This is a genomic window from Pseudomonas hygromyciniae (assembly GCF_016925675.1).
Lineage (GTDB): Bacteria > Pseudomonadota > Gammaproteobacteria > Pseudomonadales > Pseudomonadaceae > Aquipseudomonas > Aquipseudomonas hygromyciniae.
On sequence record NZ_CP070506.1, the window covers coordinates 4245537 to 4265466 of the forward strand.

Consider the following 19930-nt stretch of genomic DNA (forward strand, 5'->3'; position numbering starts at 1 on the left):
GATGCAAATCCAAGTGTTTATGGGCAGTGCCGGCGACGGCAAAACAAGCAAGCTGCAGTCAGTGCAAGACCGTTTGGACTTCACAGGGCAAAGCGCGCCAGTCATCCAGGCAGGTGCTTATGGGGAGGATGGTTTGCTGGAGATCCTAGAAGTACGGGCAGTAGGTGGCCAGCGTGAAATCCTGGTGGACGACTGCAGCAGGCAACAGATTTTGAGGGTATTGGAATGGCAGTCATGTATTGAACATGAGCCGGATTTTGACGACCTGGTGATTCACCTGGCCCGTAAGGACTGACCTTGTAAGAAACAGTGCCGAGGAGTTGCAGCTCCTCGACACCTAACCACCACTGAGGGCTACACCATGCAAGCACAGAACCAAAGCAGCAGCGGCACGAAGGCTACCACACCGGCGCGGCACCTGGTGGCCACCGCGATTATCGGCGCGGCCGTCATTGGCTACCTGGTACACAAAACCCCTGAATCACGAATCCACCTCGAAAGCCTGAGCCAGATGGCCAGCACCCTGGGCGAACTGAGCGAAACGGATGCAGCCGTGATCGCCCAACTGCTGGCCAACCCCGCAACCCGGGGAAAATCGCGCCATGTCTAACAGCCCCCCTGCCACGTCATCACGACGCTTTCCCTGGAACATTGACTACACCAGCGTTTGCGACCAATGCGGTAAGTGGCGCGCCCACGGCAACCATCTGAAATGCAGCCGACGACGCCAGCTGCAGAATGCTCATTTACGTAACCACAAGCCGAAACGGTAAGCCGCGTCCACCAGAAGATGCGCTTCCAGATACTTGGCCCGGAAACGGGCCTTTTTGTTTCCGATCGTCAGACTGTCGATATACGAGCACAGCGTTAGGGGTTTACATGAGTGGGGTCGAAGCTCGCGGAAAATCCGTGAGAATCTATTTTCAATACAACGGGGAAAAATGCCGGGAAGCAATCCCGGGGGGCAACACACCGGCCAATGTGACCCAAGCTAAACGCATGGTTGAAATCATCGAATACGAAATCCAGGCCGGCACATTCGACTACGCACGGCACTTTCCCAACTCGGTCAAGTTGGTGGAAAACACATTCGGCCACTACCTGGACCTGTGGTTAAAGATCAAAGCCAACAGCGTCGCGGCGTCCAGCTATCGGGGCTACGCCAACAAGGCGGAGGTTCACGTACGGCCGCGCTGGGGAAAGGTACAGATCCACAATATCGACCACCTAGACCTGCAGGAATGGATACAGGTAACCCTGTCGAAAACACTCAAAAACAAGACCATACGCGACATCATCAGCAACGTACGCCAGGTGTTCCGGCTCTATCGCACCAGGATGAAAGTGGCGCACGACCCGACCGAGGGTTTAATGGTGCGACTGCCAGATCCCGAGGCACCCGACCCATTCACTAGGGCGGAAATCAAACAGATCTTGGACACTCACACCAACCGCACGCAAGAGCTGTTGATGGTTCAGTTCATGATATGGGCTGGCCCCCGGGTTTCCGAGACCATCGCCTTGGCCTGGGAGGATGTAGACCTGGAGCAAGGCACGGTGACGTTCCGTCGGTCCAAGGTGCGCGGAGCTTACCGAGTGACGAAAACTCGGCGATCGACGCGCAAGGTTCGCCTGCTCGCCCCGGCGTGGGATGCGTTGCGGAAGATCGATGCGTTGAATCGAAAAAAGAAGGCGGAAACCGTTGATATCGTTGAGCGTGACAACAAAACCGTGCGGCAGCATAAGCTGCACTTCGTCTTTCTGAATACGAAAAGCGGCCTACCGCACGTCAGTGACTTCGTGGTTCGGGACAGGTTTTTTAAGGCTCATTTGCTCGCCGCCGGCGTTCGCTATCGTGGACCTGGTCAGTGCCGGCACACGTACGCCAGTCAGTTGCTGACGACAGGGATAGCTTCGATCGACTGGATCGCCGAACAGATGGGACATACCAACGGGAACATGATCCGCCAGCACTATGGAACGTGGATAAACGAGGACGGGCCTGACGTAGTGGGAATGCTGCAGTTGGCGCTGAAGCTCTCACCGGTCACAGCTCCAAAGTAAACCCGGGTTACCCCCAGCATCAAGGTGTAAAACGCCGTCAAAATCGAGATAAAGCAGCTGTCTTCGGCCTGCAAGGGGCCCCCGATGGCTTTTTTCATGCCTAAGCGTTTACCAGCTCTCTGGCCCGCTGCCAAAACGCATCAGCCTGCAGTTGGCTGAGCGAACCTTCTTTGACGAACTGACGGAGCCACCCCTCCAGTTTACCGGCCTGTGCTGGCCTCTTAGCCAGAGGCATACAGAGAGTAAACACCATGCTGCGCGCAACGTCTCGGTCACGCATCACCATCTTTTTGAAGTCCAGGGCGGCAAACAGATCATCGGTGAATTGCCCAACGCGTGGATCTTGAGTGCGCAGCGCCGTCAGGCGCTCCTGCAAAAAAAGTTCTTCCATACTCGCCATTGCTATCCCCTCATGTTTATCGCGTTAACTCTTAAACCTGAAGGTAGCATGCTAGTACGCCAGAAGTAGGGATCACGACCGTCATAGCGGCCCAACTTTCAACCAGCAGCCTCTGTCTGCCCCAGATTTAACTACAGACGTTATTTGAACTCCAAGGCCGCGTAGCCGTTGCGAATTAATCGCACCTGCCGGCATGGTACAATACGTTTGCACCAAACCAAAAAACATGCTAGGAGAAACATATGCAAATAACCCAACAGTTGGCTTTTGACTTCGACACTGCCCAGGACGCTCACCACAACCAGCCTGTGCGTCTCTTGGCCACCATGCCCTTTCCACCGACGCCTGAATCTGAACCTGAAAAATTCTATGGGATTTTTTTACCGCGCCGGATGCTCGACAAGAACGACCATCACCGCAGATAAAGGGATTCTTTTCTAGATAGAAAAACGACCAATCTGTCCCAGATCTGTCCCATATGGCCATTTTTCAGACACCAAAAACCACAAACCCCCGACTTTCTCTAGGAAAATCAGGGGTTTGCGTTTTCAGAATGTGGCGGTGAAGGAGAGATTCGAACTCTCGATACAGTTTCCTGTATACACACTTTCCAGGCGTGCTCCTTAAGCCACTCGGACACTTCACCGTATCTCGTCAAACTGATTCAGTCTGTCGAGGCGCGCTAATGTAGTCGAAAGCTTTTCCGATGGCAAAGGTTTTTTTCAGAATTTTCATGCGCTTAGGCGGTTATCTCGACCTGCATCCCTCTGGTATGGGGTGAAGGGTGGCGATTGTGCCATTCTCAAGGCCTGTCGACAGGGGTGCAGAGTGGCTGGCGAGCGCTGTCATGGCCTGTTCCAGGCCGGCGGCTGGGGAAAAGGCTGACTGGCCAGTCAGTCATGGCGCTTTACCGGGGCGGTCATGCTGGGTAACGTCTGCGGCCTGCCCTTCTATTAAACGTATTACAAGGAATCGCGTCATGAGTGAGTTGATTGCCTACCACCTAGAAGACGGTATCGCGACCCTGACCTTGAGCAACGGTAAGGTCAATGCCATTTCCCCTGCCGTGGTCAGTGCGTTTAATGAAGCGCTGGATCAGGCCGAGAAGGATCGCGCGGTGGTGATCATTACCGGTACGCCGGGGATTCTTTCCGGTGGTTATGATTTGAAGGTGATGACGGCCGGGCCTAAAGAGGCAGTCAGCCTGGTGACATCGGGCTCGACCCTGGCGCGCCGTCTGTTGTCGCACCCATTCCCGGTGATTGTGGCGTGCCCGGGGCATGCGGTGGCCAAGGGGGCGTTCCTGTTGTTGTCGGCCGATTACCGGATTGGTGTCGAGGGGCCATTTAGCATTGGCCTGAATGAAGTCATGATCGGCATGACCATGCACCATGCCGGCATTGAGTTGGCACGTGATCGTCTGCGTAAGTCGGCGTTTAATCGTTCGGTAATCAATGCCGAGATGTTTACCCCGCAGGAGGCATTGAATGCCGGTTTCCTCGACAAGGTGGTAGCGCCAGAGGAGTTGCAGGCTGCGGCCCTGGAGGCAGCGCGGCAGTTGAAGAAGATCAATATGAACGCCCACAAGCACACTAAGCTGAAGGTGCGTAAAGGCCTGTTGGATCTGCTGGATAATGCGATCATCCAGGACCAGGAGCATCTGGGCTGAGTCACCCACGCCCGTATCAAACAAAGCCCGACCTCGTGTCGGGCTTTTTCTTACGCGCCGTTCCGAATCACCTTGCAACCGCTCTAGATGGCATCTGACTCAATCTGTTGAAACATGCGCTTAAACATCGCCCATCTCCTACCTCTACAGGGGTAATTGCCGAATACAGTGCACGTCCGTACACTGCGCCACCTTTTGTCCCGATGGTCCGTGTCGATGCTCTATTTTTTACGCATGTTATTGATGGGCATGCATTTTCTGATCGCTGGTGTGCTCGGGGTGTTGCTCGGGGTGTGTCGGCCGTTCAACCCGGATAACAGCCGCCTGTGTGCGCGCCTGTATGCATTGCCGGCCATGTGGATCCTGCGACTGCGGGTCAAGACGCAAGTGGACTCGCTGCGCAACAAGCCCAGCAGTTGCGTGATTATCGCCAACCATCAGTCCAACTATGATCTGTTCGTATTTGGCACCGTGGTGCCCTACCGCACCGTGTGTATCGGCAAAAAAAGCCTGAAGTGGGTGCCGCTGTTCGGGCAGTTGTTCTGGCTGGCGGGCAATGTGTTGATTGACCGGGGCAATGCCCAGAAGGCGCGACGGTCGATGCTATCCACCACTCATACCCTGCAACACGAGGACACGTCGATCTGGGTCTTTCCAGAGGGCACACGCAACCTGGGTGAGTCGTTGTTGCCGTTCAAGAAGGGCGCGTTCCAAATGGCGATCGCCGCCGGAGTGCCGATTGTGCCGGTGTGCGTCAGTACCTATGTGAAACAGATGAAGCTCAATCGCTGGAACAGTGGCGATATCTTCATCCGGTCATTGGCACCGATTCCTACGGCTGGTTTGACGATGGATGACATGCCCGGGCTGATGGAGAAATGCCGGGAGCAGATGGTCGAGTGTATTGATGCCATGGATCAAGAACTGCAAACCGCTGAATCGTAGGAGCCCGCAGGCCGGCTCCTACAATGTGGTGTTTCAGGCTAAGCTGGCCGGTTACTGCCACTTGTAAAGAAGCGATCAGCATTATGGGTAGAGTTGTTGCTGCGGCCGTCTATAGCGCCGGGAAAAAAGTCAGGGATATCACCCTCGATGAAGGCGCCGCGTGGGCGGCCAAGCCCGGCCACTTTGTGTGGATCGGCCTGGAAGAGCCCGACGCCCAGGAGCTGGCCAACCTGCAACGCCAGTTCAACCTGCATGAACTGGCCATTGAAGACGCCCTGGAAAAACACAGCCGGCCGAAGCTGGAAACCTTTGGCGACGCACTCTTTATCGTGACCTACTCGCCGGTGCGCCATGAAGGCAAGCTGGAGTTTATCGAGACCCATATCTTCGCCGGCAAAGGCTATATCATCACCGCGCGCAACGGTCACTCGGCGTCCTACGGCTATGTGCGCCAGCGCTGTGAGGCACGGCCGCTGTTGCTGGAGCATGGGGAAGATTTCGTACTCTATGCGCTGTTGGATTTTGTCACCGAAAACTACCAGCCGGTGAGCGAGGCGATTCACGCCGAGATCGATGCGCTGGAGCACAACGTGTTGTGCAACTCCCTCAATGAGCGCGATATCCAGAACCTGCATGGCCTGCGCCGCGACGTACTGCGACTGCGCCGGCACGTGGCGCCGATGGTAGAGATCAGCGAGGAACTGCAGAAGCTGGACTTCCCGTTTATCGACAAGAACATGCGCCCGTACTTCCGCGATGTGGAGATCCACGTCACACGGCAGATGGAAGACCTTTCGACCCTGCGCGACATCGCCAGCCAGACCATCGAGATCGGTGTGCTGCTCGAAGCCTCGCGCCAGAGCGTGGTACAGCGCAAGTTTGCGGCTTGGGCGGCGATCCTCGCCTTCCCCACGGCTGTGGCCGGGATCTATGGGATGAACTTCCAGAACATGCCGGAGCTGCAATGGCACTACGGCTATTTTGCGGTATTGGGATTTATCGCGGTGGGGTGCACAGGCTTATGGGCCAGCTTCAAGCGCTCGGGGTGGCTGTAGCCTACCCACCCCGGCCGGCCAGGGTCAGGCAACCTGCGGCTTGTGGGCCACAAAGCGCATCATCCACTCCGCCACGGTGACGCCGTGGTGGTCGCGGGCAAGGCTGGCGACGCCTTGCTGATAGATCTGCTCGCCAAGGTTGAGCTGGCGAATATCGAGCAAGGCCCGGGAGTAATCGTGGATAAACTCCGGATGCCCCTGGAAGCACAGCACCTGGTCATTGATGTGATAAGCAGCAAACGGGCAGAAATCGCTGGAAGCGATCACCGTGGCGTTTTCCGGCAATGCCGTGACCTGGTCCTGATGGCTGATCAACAGGGTCAGTTCTTCCACCACCGGGCTCATCCAAGGGGCCTTGGCGGCCAGTTGATAGTTGTGGATGCCCACGCCCCACCCCTGGCTCGCACGCTCGCTCTTGCCGCCCAGTAGCAGCGCCAGCAGTTGATGGCCGAAGCAGATGCCGAGCAGCTTGTCGCCTCGCTCGTAGCGGTTCAGCAGGTAGGCCTTGAGGGTTTCGATCCACGGGTCGGTGGCGAAGGAATCCGCCTTGCTGCCCGTGACCAGGTACGCGTCGAACACTTCGCTGTCCGCCGGGTAGTGGCCTTGCATCACGTTGTAGACGATGAACTCGGCGGCAATCGGCTGCTGTGAAAACAGGCGCTGGAACATCTGCCCGTAACCTTGATATTGATCGACCAGCTCCGGACGCAGGATATCGGTTTCCAGAATGCAGACGCGTAGCGACATAAAAAATACCTGACACGGTGATGGGAATAACGCACACCCACCAGCCTGCCCTGAAATACCCGCTCAAGGCAAGCCCGACCTGTGGCGAAGGGACAAGCCCCAATACCGTTCAGTTAAACGCAGATCCCCTGTGGGAGCGGGCTTGCTCGCGAATGCGGCGGGTCAGTGATGGATAGGTTGACTGATACACCGCATTCGCGAGCAAGCCCGCTCCCACATTTGATCTTCGCTGCTTTGGGCATTTCGTTCGCTTAACTGAACGGCATTAGGCTTGCCCTCTCACCACAACGGGTTAGAAGTTTGCGCCCTGGGCGGCCTTTTCCAGCAACAAGGCCGGCGGGTTGAAGCGCTCGCCGTATTGCTCGGCCAGGTAACGCGCGCGCGCCACGAAGTCTTTCAGCCCGTACTGGTTGATAAACTGCAGCGCCCCGCCGGTCCAGGCCGCAAAACCGATGCCGAAGATCGAACCGATGTTGGCATCGGCGGTGGACATCAATACGCCCTCCTCCACACACCGCACCGTTTCGATGGCCTGGATAAACAGCAGGCGGTCGCGCACGTCCTGCGCCGAAATCTGCTGGCCGGGCTTTTCAAAGCGCACCTTGAGCTCTGGCCACAGGTATTTCTGGCCACCACTGGGGTACTCGTAGAAACCACCACCCGCCGCCTTGCCCGGGCGTTTGTACTCATTGAGCAACAGGTCGATCACCGCAAAAGCCGGATGCTCGGGCAGTGTCTTGCCTTCGGCCTGCAGATCCTTGGCTGTTTGCTGGCGGATATGGCTCATCAGGCTGAGGGAAACTTCGTCAGAAATCGCCAGAGGGCCAATCGGCATCCCGGCCTTGCGCGCCTCGGTCTCGATCATCGGCGCGGCCACGCCTTCGCCGAGCAGGGTGATGCCTTCGTTGGTGAACGTACCGAACACCCGCGAGGTGAAGAAACCGCGACTGTCATTCACCACAATCGGGGTTTTCTTGATTTGCAGTACGAAATCAAAACCGCGGGCCAGGGTTTCATCGCTGGTATTGGCGCCCTTGATGATTTCCACCAGCGGCATTTTTTCCACCGGGCTGAAGAAGTGCAGGCCAATAAACTTGCCTTGATCAGGCACCGCGCTCGCCAGGCCGCTGATGGGCAAGGTGGAGGTATTGGAAGCAATCACCGCGTCTGCGCCTACCACGCGCTGGGCCGCAGCCGAGACCTTGGCCTTGAGGTCACGGTCTTCGAACACCGCTTCGATGATCAGGTCGCAACCGGCCAGGTCGGCATCATTGTCTGTAGGATGGATCCGCGCCAGGGTACTGTCGCGCTGTTCGGCCGTCAGTTGCCCACGGCTGACTTTCTTGTCCAGCAGCGCCGCCGAGTGGGCCTTGCCCTTCTCTGCCGCCGCCAGCGTCACGTCCTTGAGCACCACCTCCACTCCCGCCGATGCGCTGGTGTAGGCAATCCCCGCGCCCATCATGCCGGCGCCAAGGATGCCGACCTTGCGCGTGACATAGGGTGCAAAACCCGCAGGCCGCGAGCCACCGGCGTTGATTTCGTTGAGTTGGAACCAGAACGTACCGATCATGTTCTTCGCCACCTGGCCGGTGGTGAGTTCGGTGAAATAGCGGGTCTCGATCAGGTGCGCGGTGTCGAAATCCACTTGGGCGCCTTCCACGGCAGCACAGAGGATTTTCTCCGGCGCGGGGAAGCAGCCATTGGTTTTGCTGCGCAGGATCGACGGCGCAATGGCGAGCATCTGCGCGACTTTTGGGTTGGACGGGGTGCCGCCGGGGATCTGGTGGCCCTTGATATCCCAAGGCTGCCTGGCCGCAGGATTGGCCAGGATCCAGGCACGGGACTTGGCCAGCAGCTCATCACGGTCTGCCGCCAACTCGTCGATCAACCCCGCTTGCAAGGCCTTTTGCGCGCTGACCTTCTTGCCTTCGAGCAAGTATGGCAAGGCCTTTTCCAGGCCCAGCATGCGCACCATACGCACCACGCCGCCGCCGCCCGGCAGCAGGCCAAGGGTCACTTCCGGCAAGCCGATCTGTACGACTGGATGATCCAGCGCCACACGATGCTGGCACGCCAGGCACAGCTCCCAGCCACCGCCAAGGGCTGCGCCGTTGATCGCGGCCACCACCGGCTTGCCGAGGGTTTCCAGGCTGCGCAGTTGCGCCTTCAGGCCCAGGACCATGTCGTAGAACGCCTTGGCGTGAGGCTTGTCGACTTTGATCAGTTCATTGAGGTCGCCGCCGGCAAAGAAGGTTTTTTTCGCCGAGGTGATAATGACCCCGGCAATCTCGTCCTTTTCCGCGTCCAGGCGCGCGACGGTGGCGGCCATGGCCTCGCGGTAGGCCGCGTTCATGGTGTTGGCACTCTGGCCGGGCATGTCGAGGGTCAGCACCACGATCTGGTCCTGGCCTTTTTCGTAACGAATGGCGTCGGTCATGACAAATTCCTTAGGCTCAGAGGCGTTCGATAATGGTGGCGATACCCATGCCGCCGCCCACACAGAGCGTGGCCAGGCCGTAGCGCTGCTGGCGCACCTCCAGTTCATCGAGCAAGGTGCCGAGGATCGCGCAACCCGTGGCCCCCAGCGGATGGCCCATGGCAATCGAACCGCCATTGACGTTGACGCGGGCGGCGTCGATGCCCATGTCATTGATGAACTTGAGCACCACCGAGGCAAAGGCCTCATTGACTTCAAACAGGTCAATGTCCTCGACTCGCAAGCCGGCCTTCGCCAGGGCCTTGCGGGTGGCGGGCGCGGGGCCGGTAAGCATGATGGTCGGGTCGGTGCTGGTCACCGCCGTGGCGACAATACGCGCCCGCGGTTGCAGGCCCAGTTCGCGGCCCCGGGCCTCGGAGCCAATCAGCATCAACGCCGCACCATCGACAATCCCAGAGCTGTTACCCGGTGTGTGCACATGGTGGATGCGCTCGACATGGCTGTAGACCCGCAGGGCGGTGGCATCGAAACCCATCTGACCCATCATTTCGAAGCTGGGCTTGAGTTTGCCCAGGCCCTCGAGCGTCGAATCACCACGGATAAATTCGTCGTGATCCAGCAGCACGATACCGTTCTGGTCCTGCACCGGGACCAGGGATTTCTTGAAGGAACCGTCTGATCTGGCCCGTGCCGCTTTCTGCTGGGAGTGCAAGGCATAAGCATCGACATCCTCGCGGGTGAAGCCCTCCAGGGTAGCGATCAGGTCGGCGCCAATCCCCTGGGGCGTGAAGTGGCTGTGCATATTGGTCTGCGGATCCAACACCCAGGCCCCACCGTCGCTGCCCATGGGCACCCGGGACATGGACTCGACACCGCCCACCACCACCAGGTCCTCAAAGCCGGAGCGCACCTTCATGGCGCCGAGGTTGACCGCCTCCAGACCCGACGCGCAGAAGCGGTTGACCTGCACACCGGCGACGCTCACGTCCCAGTCGGCCACCAGCGCAGCGGTCTTGGCGATATCCGCGCCCTGATCCCCGACTGGCGTGACGCAGCCAAGCACAATGTCATCCACCTGGCGGGTATCCAGGTCGCTGCGCCGTTGCAGAGCGCTGAGCAAGCCGGCCACCAGGTTCACCGGCTTGACGCTATGCAACGCGCCATCGGCCTTGCCTTTGCCCCGGGGCGTGCGTATCGCATCAAAGATCAAAGCTTGGGTCATGACGTCCTCGAACCACTGTGCAATGGAGCTCTCAAGGGGAGAGCCGACCGTGCCCTTACCTTAAGCGCCACGAGGGCAGATTCAATGACCAATGCGCTCATTGACCTTGACGACCGCGCTCAGACGAACGGTAGAGGGCCGTCGGAAACACCGGGTTAATCGTTTTAGCTGTCTAGCCAAGGGGCTGGCGCGAAGATGGCTATATGCCTCATACCCTTTTAAAAGGATTTGAAGATAACTTGATATGAAAGCGATCTAAACCACGCTCCACATGGGCTCTAAGGTTCAATCAGTAAGAAGTGTATGACGCTGCTGCCGGGTCTTGCTGGAGCAGCTGTAAGAAAAATGCCATCTAGTCGGCTTAACGTAACGAATGGATGGTGCTTGCATCGGCGCATTTGACGCTCAGGAATAACAACAAAAGGCAGTCAGCCATGTTTAAACAATCGAAAGTTCGCCAGGCGGGGCTAATTCTCTTCGCCACTACTCTGATTCTGATTTTGCCCAATCTCACCAAGATCATTGGCTGAGCAGGCAGGTCACACCTCGACATTGCAGCCTTTGGCAGCACCGCCCGGGCAACCGCGTAAAGCGCTCCCGTGGCTGGGGCTGTCTTTTTTTGCATACGGTTGAGCGGCAGTTTTCCGGTATCGTGGGCGCGTATCGCCATTGCCATATGGGCTTCGCCTTGAAACAAATTATTGCCCTACTGCTGCTGATCCTGGCCGGCCCCACCAGCGCCGCCGAGTTAACCATTGCGCTGGATCACAGCCGCACCACCTGGCAAACCGCCGAGCTGCTCAAGCACCCGGCTGCGCAGACCGTGCAGATCGTCGATGACGTTTCCTACAAGCGCAATATGACCTATCGCGCAGTGCCGCTGGCCGTACTCTTACCGGGCCTGACGGTGCAGAACCATGTGCAGGCCGTGGCCCTCGATGGTTTTGCCGCCGAACTGGCCGCCGCGCCGCTGCTTGCGCAAAGCGGCGCGCAAGCGTGGCTGGCGGTTGAGGATCCGGCCCATCCCTGGCCCCCGTTGGCCAATGGCAAACCCAGTGCAGGGCCGTTCTATCTGGTGTGGACCCAGCCTCAGGTGAGCGGGATCAGCCCGGAACAATGGCCCTTCCAGGTCTCGACGATCAAACAATTGAAAACCGTTGCCGAACGCTTCCCGGCGCTGCTGCCCGACCCGGCTCTAGCGGCGGATGATCCGATCAACCAGGGGTTCGCCCTGTTTCAGAAAAACTGCCTGGCCTGCCATCGCCTAAATGGCGCGGGGGATGCGCAAGTAGGGCCGGATCTGAATGTGCCCTACAGCCCGACCGAGTATTTGGGCGGCGACTTCCTCAAGCGTTACATCCGAGATCCCCAGAGCCTGAGGCATTGGCCGCAGGCGAAGATGCCGGCGTTTGCCGCCAGCGTGTTGCCAGAGGCCGACCTGGAATTGCTGGTGGGGTATTTGAAGCATATGGCCGCTCGCAAAACCGGCGCGGCCTTGTAGGAACCAGCTTGCTGGCGATGTCGATCTTTCGGGCCTTGTCGCCGGCAAGCCGGCTCCTACATAGGGTGTGATGGGGTTATTGCTGCTGCACCAGGATCACCGGGGTCGGCGCGACAAATACCCGCGCATGCATCTGCTCATGCCCGCCACCACGGCGCATGCCGCGCACCGGGCACGCATCGAGATAATCCAGGCCCACCGCCAGTTTCAAATGCCGCTCCGGGCGGGCCAACTGGTTGGTCACATCGAAGCTGTACCAGGCGTCATCCAGCCAGGCTTCAGCCCAGGCGTGGCTGGCCAGGTGCTCGCTGTCCTCACTGTACAAATACCCCGACACATAACGCGTGGCGATCCCCAGGCTACGCGCGCAGGCCAGGAAGGCGTGGGCATGGTCCTGACAAACGCCGGCACGCCCGGCGAACGCCTCGGCCGCACAGGTCTGCACTTGGGTGGCACCCGGTACGTAGGCGATGTGCTGGTTAAGGGCATGCATCAGGTCGATCAGGGCATTGCGATCCCGGCGCTTGCCGCAGTGCTGCTGGGCAAAGGCGCGCAGGGCTTCGTCCGGTTCGGTCAGACGCGTGCCACGTTGGTAGGGAAATGGCGATTGGCTGTCATGCTCGGCCTCGCGCCACTCGTCAATGTCCACCTGGCCACGGGCGCCGATAATGATCGATTCATGGGGCTCATCCAGGGTCAGCACGTGCAGGATATTACCGAACGGGTCCAACTGGGCCCGCACCGGACGCGGCAAATCGAGCTGCCAACTGAGCACATGCTGACGCTCGCTGTCATGAGGGGTCAGGCGCAAGTATTGGATGCTGGCGCGCACCTGGTCTTCGTAGCGGTAGGTGGTTTCGTGGCTGATGGAAAGTCTCATGCCGCCTCCAGGTAGGAATGATGAATGGCGATACCCAACTGGCGTACCAGCGGGATGAAATCGGTCAGCCAGGCGTGCAGGCCTTCCTCGAGGATTTCGTCAATGGCCGTAAAGCGCAGGCGTGCGTCCATCTCGGCAGCCAGGCGCTGGGCCGGGCGGCCATTGATGCCAGGCAGGCTGGCGAGAATCTGGTCGATTTCTTCACTGCACGCGCGCAAAGATCGCGGTACATCGGCGCGCAGCAGTAACAGTTCAGCCACCTGGCGAGCACCGGGCGCATCACGGTAGATCTCGGTGTAGGCCTCAAAGGATGACAAGGCGCGCAGCAGCGCACTCCATTGGTAATAGGCATGGGCGGTGCCATCAATCACCACTTCGGCCTGGTCCCCGGCCATCTCGTAGCGGGCGTCCAACAGGCGCAGGGTGTTGTCGGCCCTTTCGATAAAGGTGCCCAGGCGAATAAAGCGAAAGGCGTCATTGCGCATGATGGTGCCGTAGGTCGCACCGCGAAACAGGTGGGAACGTTCCTTGACCCACTCGCAGAAACGGCTCATGCCATAACGGCTCAGGCCTTCCTGGGCTATGACGCGAATATCCAACCAGGTGGCGTTGATGTTTTCCCACATGTCAGCGGTAATTCGCCCACGCACCGCATGGGCGCTGGCGCGGGCCGCCCCCAAGCAACTGTAGATGCTCGCCGGGTTGGCGGCGTCCAGGGCGAAGAAATGCAGCAGGCGCTCGGCGTGCAACTCGCCATGACGCTCACGGTAGTCGTCCAGGGTGCCGGTAATCAGCAAGGGCATGGCCAGTTCGTGCAGGCCATCGCCGCGCCCATCCTGGGGCATCAGTGACAGTGAATAGCTGACATCCAGCATGCGCGCGAGGTTTTCCGCACGCTCCAGATAGCGCGACATCCAATATAAATCCGAGGCAGTTCTACTCAACATGGTTTTATTCCTCGACCACCCAGGTGTCTTTGGTGCCGCCGCCCTGGGACGAGTTGACCACCAGCGAGCCTTCGCGCAGCGCCACACGGGTCAACCCCCCCGGCACCACGCGGGTTTCCTTGCCGGACAGGACAAACGGTCGCAGGTCGATATGCCGGGGCGCGATGCCGTTTTCGACAAAGGTCGGGCACGTCGACAGGCACAGAGTCGGTTGGGCGATGTAGGCATGGGGCTTGGCCTTGATCCGCGCACGGAAGGCTTCGATTTCGGCGGCCGTGGCGGCCGGGCCGACCAGCATGCCGTAGCCACCGGAGCCTTGGGTTTCCTTGACCACCAGCTCCGGCAGATTCGCCAGTACGTGGGAAAGTTCGTCAGGCTTGCGGCATTGGAACGTCGGAACGTTCTTGAGGATCGGCTCTTCATCCAGGTAAAAACGGATCATGTCGGTGACGAAGGGATACACCGACTTGTCATCCGCCACCCCAGTGCCAATGGCATTGGCCAGCACCACGTTGCCCGAACGATAGGCGGCCAACAGCCCCGGCACGCCGAGCATCGATTCCGGGTTGAAGGCCAGCGGGTCGAGATAGGCATCGTCGAGGCGACGGTAGATCACGTCCACCGCCTTCGGGCCGTCTGTGGTACGCATGAACACGCGGTCGTCACGTACGAACAGATCGGCGCCCTCCACCAGTTCCACGCCCATTTCCCGGGCGAGGAAGGCATGTTCGAAAAACGCGCTGTTGAATCGCCCGGGCGTCAGCACGACTACGCTGGGGTTTTCCAGCGGGCTGGAGCTTTTCAGGGTGTCGAGCAACAGGTTGGGGTAATGATCGATCGGGGCGATGCGCTGGGCAGCGAACAATTCGGGGAACAGGCGCATCATCATCTTGCGGTCTTCGAGCATGTAGCTCACGCCGCTGGGGGTGCGCAGGTTGTCTTCCAGCACGTAGTAGCTGCCGTCGCCATCGCGTACGAGATCGACACCCGAGACGTGGGAATAGATATCACGGTGCAAGTCCAGGCCCTGCATCGCCAGTTGGTATTGCTCGTTGGCCAGCACTTGCTCGGCCGGAATGATCCCGGCCTTGATAATGCGTTGGTCGTGATACAGGTCGGCAAGGAACAGGTTCAATGCCTTGACCCGCTGAATGCAGCCTCGTTCGACCACTCGCCATTCGCTGGCGGGAATGCTGCGCGGGATGGTATCGAAGGGAATCAGGCGCTCGGTGCCCTGCTCATCGCCGTACAGGGTGAAGGTGATGCCGGCACGGTGAAACAGCAAATCGGCTTCACGCCGGCGCTGGGCCAGCAGTTCGGGCGGGGTTTCAGCCAGCCAACGGGCGAACTCGCGATAGTGAGGTCGGACCTGGCCGGCCCCATCGTACATTTCATCGTAATAAGTGCGGATCATGCCGAACTCCTTGTCACCCGGACGCAACGGACTGTCGCAAGGCCCGTGCCAGCGGCATAAACACTTAAGTATCAATCAGTTGGATACAGTCAAAGGCAACGCCGCACCGTCCTGGTGCAGCAAATACCCGGGCCTCGCCCCGCGCGCTTCATAGAGGCGCAGGCGTTGCCTATCACCAGCATAGTCAGAGTTGATTTCACTGCCGGGGAAAGCCTGCGGATAATCGCCAACATTCGCTGAACAGGACTCTTCCTACAGCATCACCCCATCACCGCCGGTAATTTGCTTGTGCATGTACCGATCGGTTCCCCTTCATGCCGATCTTCCCTTTTGGCCACCCTGCTCCGGTGGCCTTTTTTTTGTGCCGGTTTTTTCATATTAAGTTCCCAGCACTTTGCACCACCACAAACAAAATCGGCCGACCCAAAGGTCAGCCGATACGCTGCGTTATTGATCATGTGTCTACATGGGTAACCCACGAACCTCGTGCTTGACGCCCCACCCCTCAATAATCCCGCCCAAGGGCTCGACTACCGCCTCAAAGTCCTGCTCGAAATCACCGATACCGTCATAGGTGGCGAACATGACCTTGCTCAACTCCAGGAACCAGGCACCGTCATCCCGTGCGCTGACCTGAGCATTGATCGACTCCCCACGAAACCGACCCGCAGCCCGGCGCGCACGTTCCTCATCCGGGAAAATGGCGTAGAACTCGATGGGATGGAAACGCGAGAAGTCAAAGCCGCCCTCTTTCATGCGGCGTAACACGTGGGTGCTGATGTCTTCTTGATAGGCTGTGCTCATGAAACGTCCTCCTGAACCGATGGATAGACTTTCCGTGCTTCCCAGGGCCTGCGCGTGAACGGCGCAGGTGGACGGCAATGACATCGCCGCAGGAAAACAAGCATGTAGCTGACAAGACCAGACCTTAGCGATTCATTCGCTGATCTCCCTTGCAGAGTAGCGCGAAGCTATCAGCTCCACCAGCAGCGCTTTTACGACGTACAGGGAATATTCAGGGGGCGGGAGAAATATCGAGGATCTGGATACTGTTCTGATCCTTCAGGCTTTTAACCGTCGGCTCGGCGATCCGGCCGTCCAGGTCATTGAGGTCCAGTTGAGCGGGGATAGGCAGCAGTTTGGCGCGGATCATCTGTGCGGCGTCTTCGAGGCTGGGCTTCTGCGCGCAGCTGAACTGCTCCACGGACTGCACACCGTGGTCATCAACGAAGGTAACTTGCCAATTTTGCATCAGTGCCTCCTCGATAAAGCCCATGGATGGGCTCACATCTATCTGGACCTTGAGGGCGCGATGATCGTTCCGCTCAAGGCTGGAGGCACTGCTCGGTTGCGCTTAGCGCTTCTCGGCGCTTTCCTTGAGGGCTTTCAAGGTATTGAAGGGCGCTTCAACCACAAACTTGTTGGCCAACCAGGACGGTACGCTGCCACCAGGCTCGGTATGGACCTGGTAAGTCACTTCGGTCTGGTCGGCGCCTTTGGGCACCAGTTTCCAGAAACCTTCGACCTGGGCCACACGCACGTAGCCTTTCTCTTCCGGCAGGTAGGTAGGGACTTCCAGCAGCTTGCGGGTCACGCTGCCGTCGGCAGCCTGGGTCGTGGTGATTTCCAGGATCGAGTCACGATCGGTGACTGGGAACGGGGCTTTGAACTGGGTGTAGGTCCAGCTCTTGTCGCCTTCCTTCTTGAGCAGCTTCTGCGACTTGCATTCGTGAATCCACTTACAGGCACCGACGACATCGTCCTGCAGGGCCTGGATCTTGGCCAATGGCGCCTTGATCACCGTAACGCCGCGATAAGCCTTGTATTTGGACCCGGCCACTTCACTCAAGGCGACCTTGATACCTTCCTCGTCCTTGGCAACCTGCCACTCTTCTGCCTGTGCGGCAGCCGCAAACAACACCGTAAAACCGCACAACACAGCCATTCGTTTCAGCGAACCCATTGTTGTATTCCTTATTGTTGAAGTTCTGACATTAAAGCCCACTACGCCGCCGTCATCTGCTCCCACCAGCCGATCAACCTGATCGCTTCTTCCTGGCTACTACCACAGACCTCTAGATCCGCCGCGAAGGCACCGCATACCGCAGGCCGTTCAGGCAGGCCAAACAATTGGCACAGCTGTTCGACCGACAGATGCAGGCAGCGTTCGCCCGCGGGCTTGCCATTGGGCATACCGGGCAACGGCGAACTGATGGAAGGGGCGATACAGCAAGCGCCACAGCCTTCACGGCATTTCATGACCAGTAGGTCCTCGACGACAAAGTGTTGATGGCCGGGCTAGAGTACGCCCTAAAACATCCGTTTTAAAATGGTCTAACAGGGGTTTTTCGCAGAAAACAAAAGTGACCGACCAGTCTGCGACAGAAGGTCAGGGGGTAAGGTCACTTTGCCAGGCAAGATTAATTCTTGAATTCGAAATCCAGGGCCGCGCCTTCCACATCGCGCCGCTCTTCATTGCGCATTTGCAGTTGCATTTCGTTGCTCAACAGGCGGCCGTTGATCTGGAAAGCACTGTTATCGATCGGTTTCTCGCCAAACATCGGCGGCAACAACGGCACATTCTTGGGTTGCGGCATAGTGCCGAGGGGCTGCAGGTGCCGGACCATTTCCTGGGGCAGACTCAGGTCCAATTGCGCTGGCGCCAGTTTGGTCTGGGCCACTTCCCGGGCCGACTTGGACTTGTTTGCGATGGGCGCGCGCTTTTTTTCCTTGGCGGCTTTCGTAACCGGAGCGGCTTTTTTAGCCTGGGTCGTTTTTTTAGCCGGTGCCGGCTTTTGTTCGGCGGCTGCCAGCACAACTGGCGCACTGGCAGGCGCTGCCAGTACAGAAGTGGTGTTGCACAGGCTCGCCAGACAGATCAACAGCGCGGCAGGAAAAATAGAGGTCATATCGCCAACAGCATTAACGGCAGAAGGCCATATGCTCGCTTGTTGAGCGCGGCATGACAAGCGCGGTGATTAGCCAGCTACCGTTCATGCCCCGTTTTGGCGCTTCAAAAACCACCCGCAGCCTCTTGGCATAACTGGTTGGCCAGCATGCCCAGGGTCATCAGGGCTCGCTCCGCTTCTCGGTTCCACGGCGTACCGCAGTTGAGCCGAATACAGTGGTTGAACTGTTCGGTATTGCTGAAGATCAGCCCCGGCGCGATGCTGATGCCTTGCTGCAAAGCCCGCACGTGCAGCTCTTGGGTATTGACCCTGCCCGGCAGACTGACCCACAGGATAAAACCGCCCGTCGGCCGGCTCATCTGCGTGCCTTCCGGGAAATACTGCTGCACCGCTAACTGGAAGGCACTGAGGTTCTTGCGGTACTCCTGGCGAATGTAGCGCAGATGGCGGTCGTAACCGCCATTCTCCAGATACGCCGCCACGCCCATCTGCGTAACGCTGCACGCCGAATGGGTACTGAACATCTGCAGGCGCTGGATCTCCTGCTGGTATTTGCCGGCAATCATCCAGCCGATGCGCACGCCAGGGGACAGGGTCTTGGAGAAACTGGAGCAGTAGATCACCCTATCCAGGCGGTCATAGGCCTTGAGGGCCTTGGTGCGGCCCAACTCGAACATCAATTCGCCGTAGATATCGTCTTCGACGATCTGGATATCGAAATCCGAGGCCAGGCGCAGCAGCTGTTTCTGCCGTTCTTCCGGCATGGTGCCGCCCAGGGGATTACTCAGGCGCGTGGTCAACACCAGGGCCTTGATCGACCACTGGTTGGCCGCCAACTGCAGGGCTTCCAGGCTCATGCCTGTGGCCGGGTCGCTGGGAATCTCGATGACCTTGAGGCCAAGCAAGTCCGCCAGTTGCAGCAGGCCGTAATAGGTGGGCGATTCGGCGGCAATCAGGTCGCCGGGGCGAGTCAGCACCCGCAACGACATCTGCAATGCGTCGACACACCCGTGGGTGATCACCACTTCGGACGGATCGACCACCACTCCGGCATCGCGCATACGAATCGCGACCTGGCGCCGCAGCGGCTCGAAGCCCGGGCTGAACATATAGCTGAACGCCCGTGGGCTCTGAAAGCGCGTGACCTTGGCCAGTTGCTGGTGCAGCGCCCGCACCGGTAGGTAATCGACACTGGGAACAGCGGCCCCCAGCGGGAACACCCCTTCGCGACGGGATTCAACCAGGACCTGTTGGATGATACTGCTGCGGGTGACCAGGCCCGGGCGCTCGACCCGAGCGATATCCGGCGTCGGTGCGGTCAGGGCCGGCGTCTGGTGCACGTAATACCCGGACTGCGGCCGCGCACGGATCAACCCCTGGTCTTCAAGGTTGGCGTAGGCCTGTAGCACGGTGGCATGACTGACATTGAGCTGAGAGCTCATCTTGCGCACCGAAGGCACGCGCTCACCCGGTTGATAGACACCGCGCCGGATATCCTCAGCCAACTGCTGGGCGATACGTTGGTAAAGCAAGAGATTGGTCATGACGCAGCACTCGATTTCACGGGTATTTTATTTTTGTGTGAAACATACCGGCACAGTTTAGAAGTGTACGGGGACAGTTGCCACAATAGTCGAGGACGCGCGGCAGTGATAGAAAAAACTGTATGGGTTGAGCTGTGAATCGCAGGCATGAAAAACCCGATCAAAGATCGGGTTGCATAGCGGGTGCGCCACATAC

21 protein-coding genes and 1 tRNA gene are annotated in these 19930 nt (G+C 58.8%); 8 read left to right on the forward strand and 14 right to left on the reverse strand.

Annotation, left to right across the window (positions count from 1 at the left end; translation table 11 throughout):
• The first annotated feature begins 1 nt into the window (after position 1).
• The 3 genes from JTY93_RS18885 (at position 2) to JTY93_RS18895 (ending at position 2064) form a co-directional block, all read left to right on the forward strand.
• A complete protein-coding gene (locus JTY93_RS18885) occupies positions 2–295 on the forward strand; it encodes a hypothetical protein (RefSeq protein WP_205477231.1) in 294 nt (97 codons plus the stop codon).
• A gap of 66 nt (positions 296–361) precedes the next feature.
• Positions 362–610 (forward strand): hypothetical protein, encoded by a 249-nt coding sequence (locus tag JTY93_RS18890; RefSeq protein ID WP_205477230.1) that lies wholly within the window; start codon positions 362–364, stop codon positions 608–610.
• A 269-nt stretch (positions 611–879) separates the two neighbouring features.
• On the forward strand, positions 880–2064 hold the full coding sequence (locus tag JTY93_RS18895) for an Arm DNA-binding domain-containing protein (protein ID WP_205477229.1): 1185 nt from the start codon (positions 880–882) through the stop codon (positions 2062–2064).
• Between the two features lie 100 nt (positions 2065–2164).
• Here JTY93_RS18895 and JTY93_RS18900 read toward each other — a convergent pair whose 3' ends face one another.
• Positions 2165–2464 (reverse strand): hypothetical protein, encoded by a 300-nt coding sequence (locus JTY93_RS18900; protein ID WP_205477228.1) that lies wholly within the window; start codon positions 2462–2464, stop codon positions 2165–2167.
• Between the two features lie 242 nt (positions 2465–2706).
• On the opposite strand from JTY93_RS18900, the gene JTY93_RS18905 reads away from it, so the two are divergent.
• Positions 2707–2889, forward strand: a complete 183-nt coding sequence (locus JTY93_RS18905) for a hypothetical protein (protein WP_205477227.1) — start codon at positions 2707–2709, stop codon at positions 2887–2889.
• 131 nt (positions 2890–3020) lie between these two features.
• Here the strand turns inward: JTY93_RS18905 and JTY93_RS18910 are convergent.
• Positions 3021–3110, reverse strand: a tRNA-Ser gene (locus JTY93_RS18910).
• Between the two features lie 333 nt (positions 3111–3443).
• On the opposite strand from JTY93_RS18910, the gene JTY93_RS18915 reads away from it, so the two are divergent.
• The 3 genes from JTY93_RS18915 to JTY93_RS18925 all read left to right on the forward strand — a co-directional run bounded on the left by JTY93_RS18915 (position 3444) and on the right by JTY93_RS18925 (position 6133).
• Positions 3444–4133 carry a crotonase/enoyl-CoA hydratase family protein gene (locus tag JTY93_RS18915; protein ID WP_169992675.1) on the forward strand — a complete coding sequence of 230 codons (690 nt, stop codon included), beginning with the start codon at positions 3444–3446 and terminating at the stop codon, positions 4131–4133.
• Between the two features lie 216 nt (positions 4134–4349).
• Positions 4350–5078, forward strand: coding sequence for a lysophospholipid acyltransferase family protein (locus JTY93_RS18920; RefSeq protein WP_205477226.1), 729 nt, complete (start codon positions 4350–4352; stop codon positions 5076–5078).
• An 83-nt stretch (positions 5079–5161) separates the two neighbouring features.
• The gene (locus JTY93_RS18925) at positions 5162–6133 is read left to right on the forward strand and encodes a magnesium and cobalt transport protein CorA (RefSeq protein WP_169992677.1); all 972 of its coding nucleotides are present in this window, start codon (positions 5162–5164) and stop codon (positions 6131–6133) included.
• A gap of 24 nt (positions 6134–6157) precedes the next feature.
• Here JTY93_RS18925 and JTY93_RS18930 read toward each other — a convergent pair whose 3' ends face one another.
• From JTY93_RS18930 to JTY93_RS18940, 3 genes are all read right to left on the reverse strand, one after another.
• Entirely contained in the window at positions 6158–6880 is a 723-nt protein-coding gene (locus tag JTY93_RS18930; protein ID WP_205477225.1) for an amidotransferase, read from the reverse strand.
• Between the two features lie 292 nt (positions 6881–7172).
• Positions 7173–9317, reverse strand: a complete 2145-nt coding sequence (locus JTY93_RS18935; protein ID WP_205479503.1) for a 3-hydroxyacyl-CoA dehydrogenase NAD-binding domain-containing protein — start codon at positions 9315–9317, stop codon at positions 7173–7175.
• 16 nt (positions 9318–9333) lie between these two features.
• Entirely contained in the window at positions 9334–10539 is a 1206-nt protein-coding gene (locus tag JTY93_RS18940) for an acetyl-CoA C-acetyltransferase (RefSeq protein WP_205479500.1), read from the reverse strand.
• A 688-nt stretch (positions 10540–11227) separates the two neighbouring features.
• On the opposite strand from JTY93_RS18940, the gene JTY93_RS18945 reads away from it, so the two are divergent.
• The gene (locus JTY93_RS18945; RefSeq protein WP_205479497.1) at positions 11228–12040 is read left to right on the forward strand and encodes a c-type cytochrome; all 813 of its coding nucleotides are present in this window, start codon (positions 11228–11230) and stop codon (positions 12038–12040) included.
• Between the two features lie 76 nt (positions 12041–12116).
• Here the strand turns inward: JTY93_RS18945 and JTY93_RS18950 are convergent, their stop codons facing one another.
• The 9 genes from JTY93_RS18950 to JTY93_RS18990 all read right to left on the reverse strand — a co-directional run bounded on the left by JTY93_RS18950 (position 12117) and on the right by JTY93_RS18990 (position 19734).
• Complete coding sequence (locus tag JTY93_RS18950; RefSeq protein ID WP_205479495.1) at positions 12117–12920, reverse strand: transglutaminase family protein; 804 nt, start codon at positions 12918–12920, stop codon at positions 12117–12119.
• Complete coding sequence (locus JTY93_RS18955; RefSeq protein WP_205479493.1) at positions 12917–13867, reverse strand: alpha-E domain-containing protein; 951 nt, start codon at positions 13865–13867, stop codon at positions 12917–12919. The genes JTY93_RS18950 and JTY93_RS18955 overlap by 4 nt, the downstream gene beginning before the upstream one ends.
• A gap of 4 nt (positions 13868–13871) precedes the next feature.
• On the reverse strand, positions 13872–15281 hold the full coding sequence (locus JTY93_RS18960; protein ID WP_205479491.1) for a circularly permuted type 2 ATP-grasp protein: 1410 nt from the start codon (positions 15279–15281) through the stop codon (positions 13872–13874).
• Between the two features lie 462 nt (positions 15282–15743).
• The gene (locus tag JTY93_RS18965; RefSeq protein ID WP_029299641.1) at positions 15744–16085 is read right to left on the reverse strand and encodes a ribonuclease E inhibitor RraB; all 342 of its coding nucleotides are present in this window, start codon (positions 16083–16085) and stop codon (positions 15744–15746) included.
• Positions 16086–16296: 211 nt separating this feature from the next.
• Positions 16297–16533, reverse strand: a complete 237-nt coding sequence (locus JTY93_RS18970; protein ID WP_029299643.1) for a hypothetical protein — start codon at positions 16531–16533, stop codon at positions 16297–16299.
• A 102-nt stretch (positions 16534–16635) separates the two neighbouring features.
• A complete protein-coding gene (locus JTY93_RS18975; RefSeq protein ID WP_205479489.1) occupies positions 16636–17244 on the reverse strand; it encodes an START domain-containing protein in 609 nt (202 codons plus the stop codon).
• Positions 17245–17285: 41 nt separating this feature from the next.
• Positions 17286–17540: a YkgJ family cysteine cluster protein gene (locus JTY93_RS18980; protein ID WP_205479487.1), complete on the reverse strand. Its 255-nt coding sequence runs from the start codon at positions 17538–17540 to the stop codon at positions 17286–17288.
• 161 nt (positions 17541–17701) lie between these two features.
• Positions 17702–18190: a translation initiation factor 2 gene (locus JTY93_RS18985; RefSeq protein WP_169992698.1), complete on the reverse strand. Its 489-nt coding sequence runs from the start codon at positions 18188–18190 to the stop codon at positions 17702–17704.
• 104 nt (positions 18191–18294) lie between these two features.
• Entirely contained in the window at positions 18295–19734 is a 1440-nt protein-coding gene (locus tag JTY93_RS18990; protein WP_029299649.1) for an aminotransferase-like domain-containing protein, read from the reverse strand.
• Positions 19735–19930 lie beyond the last annotated feature (196 nt).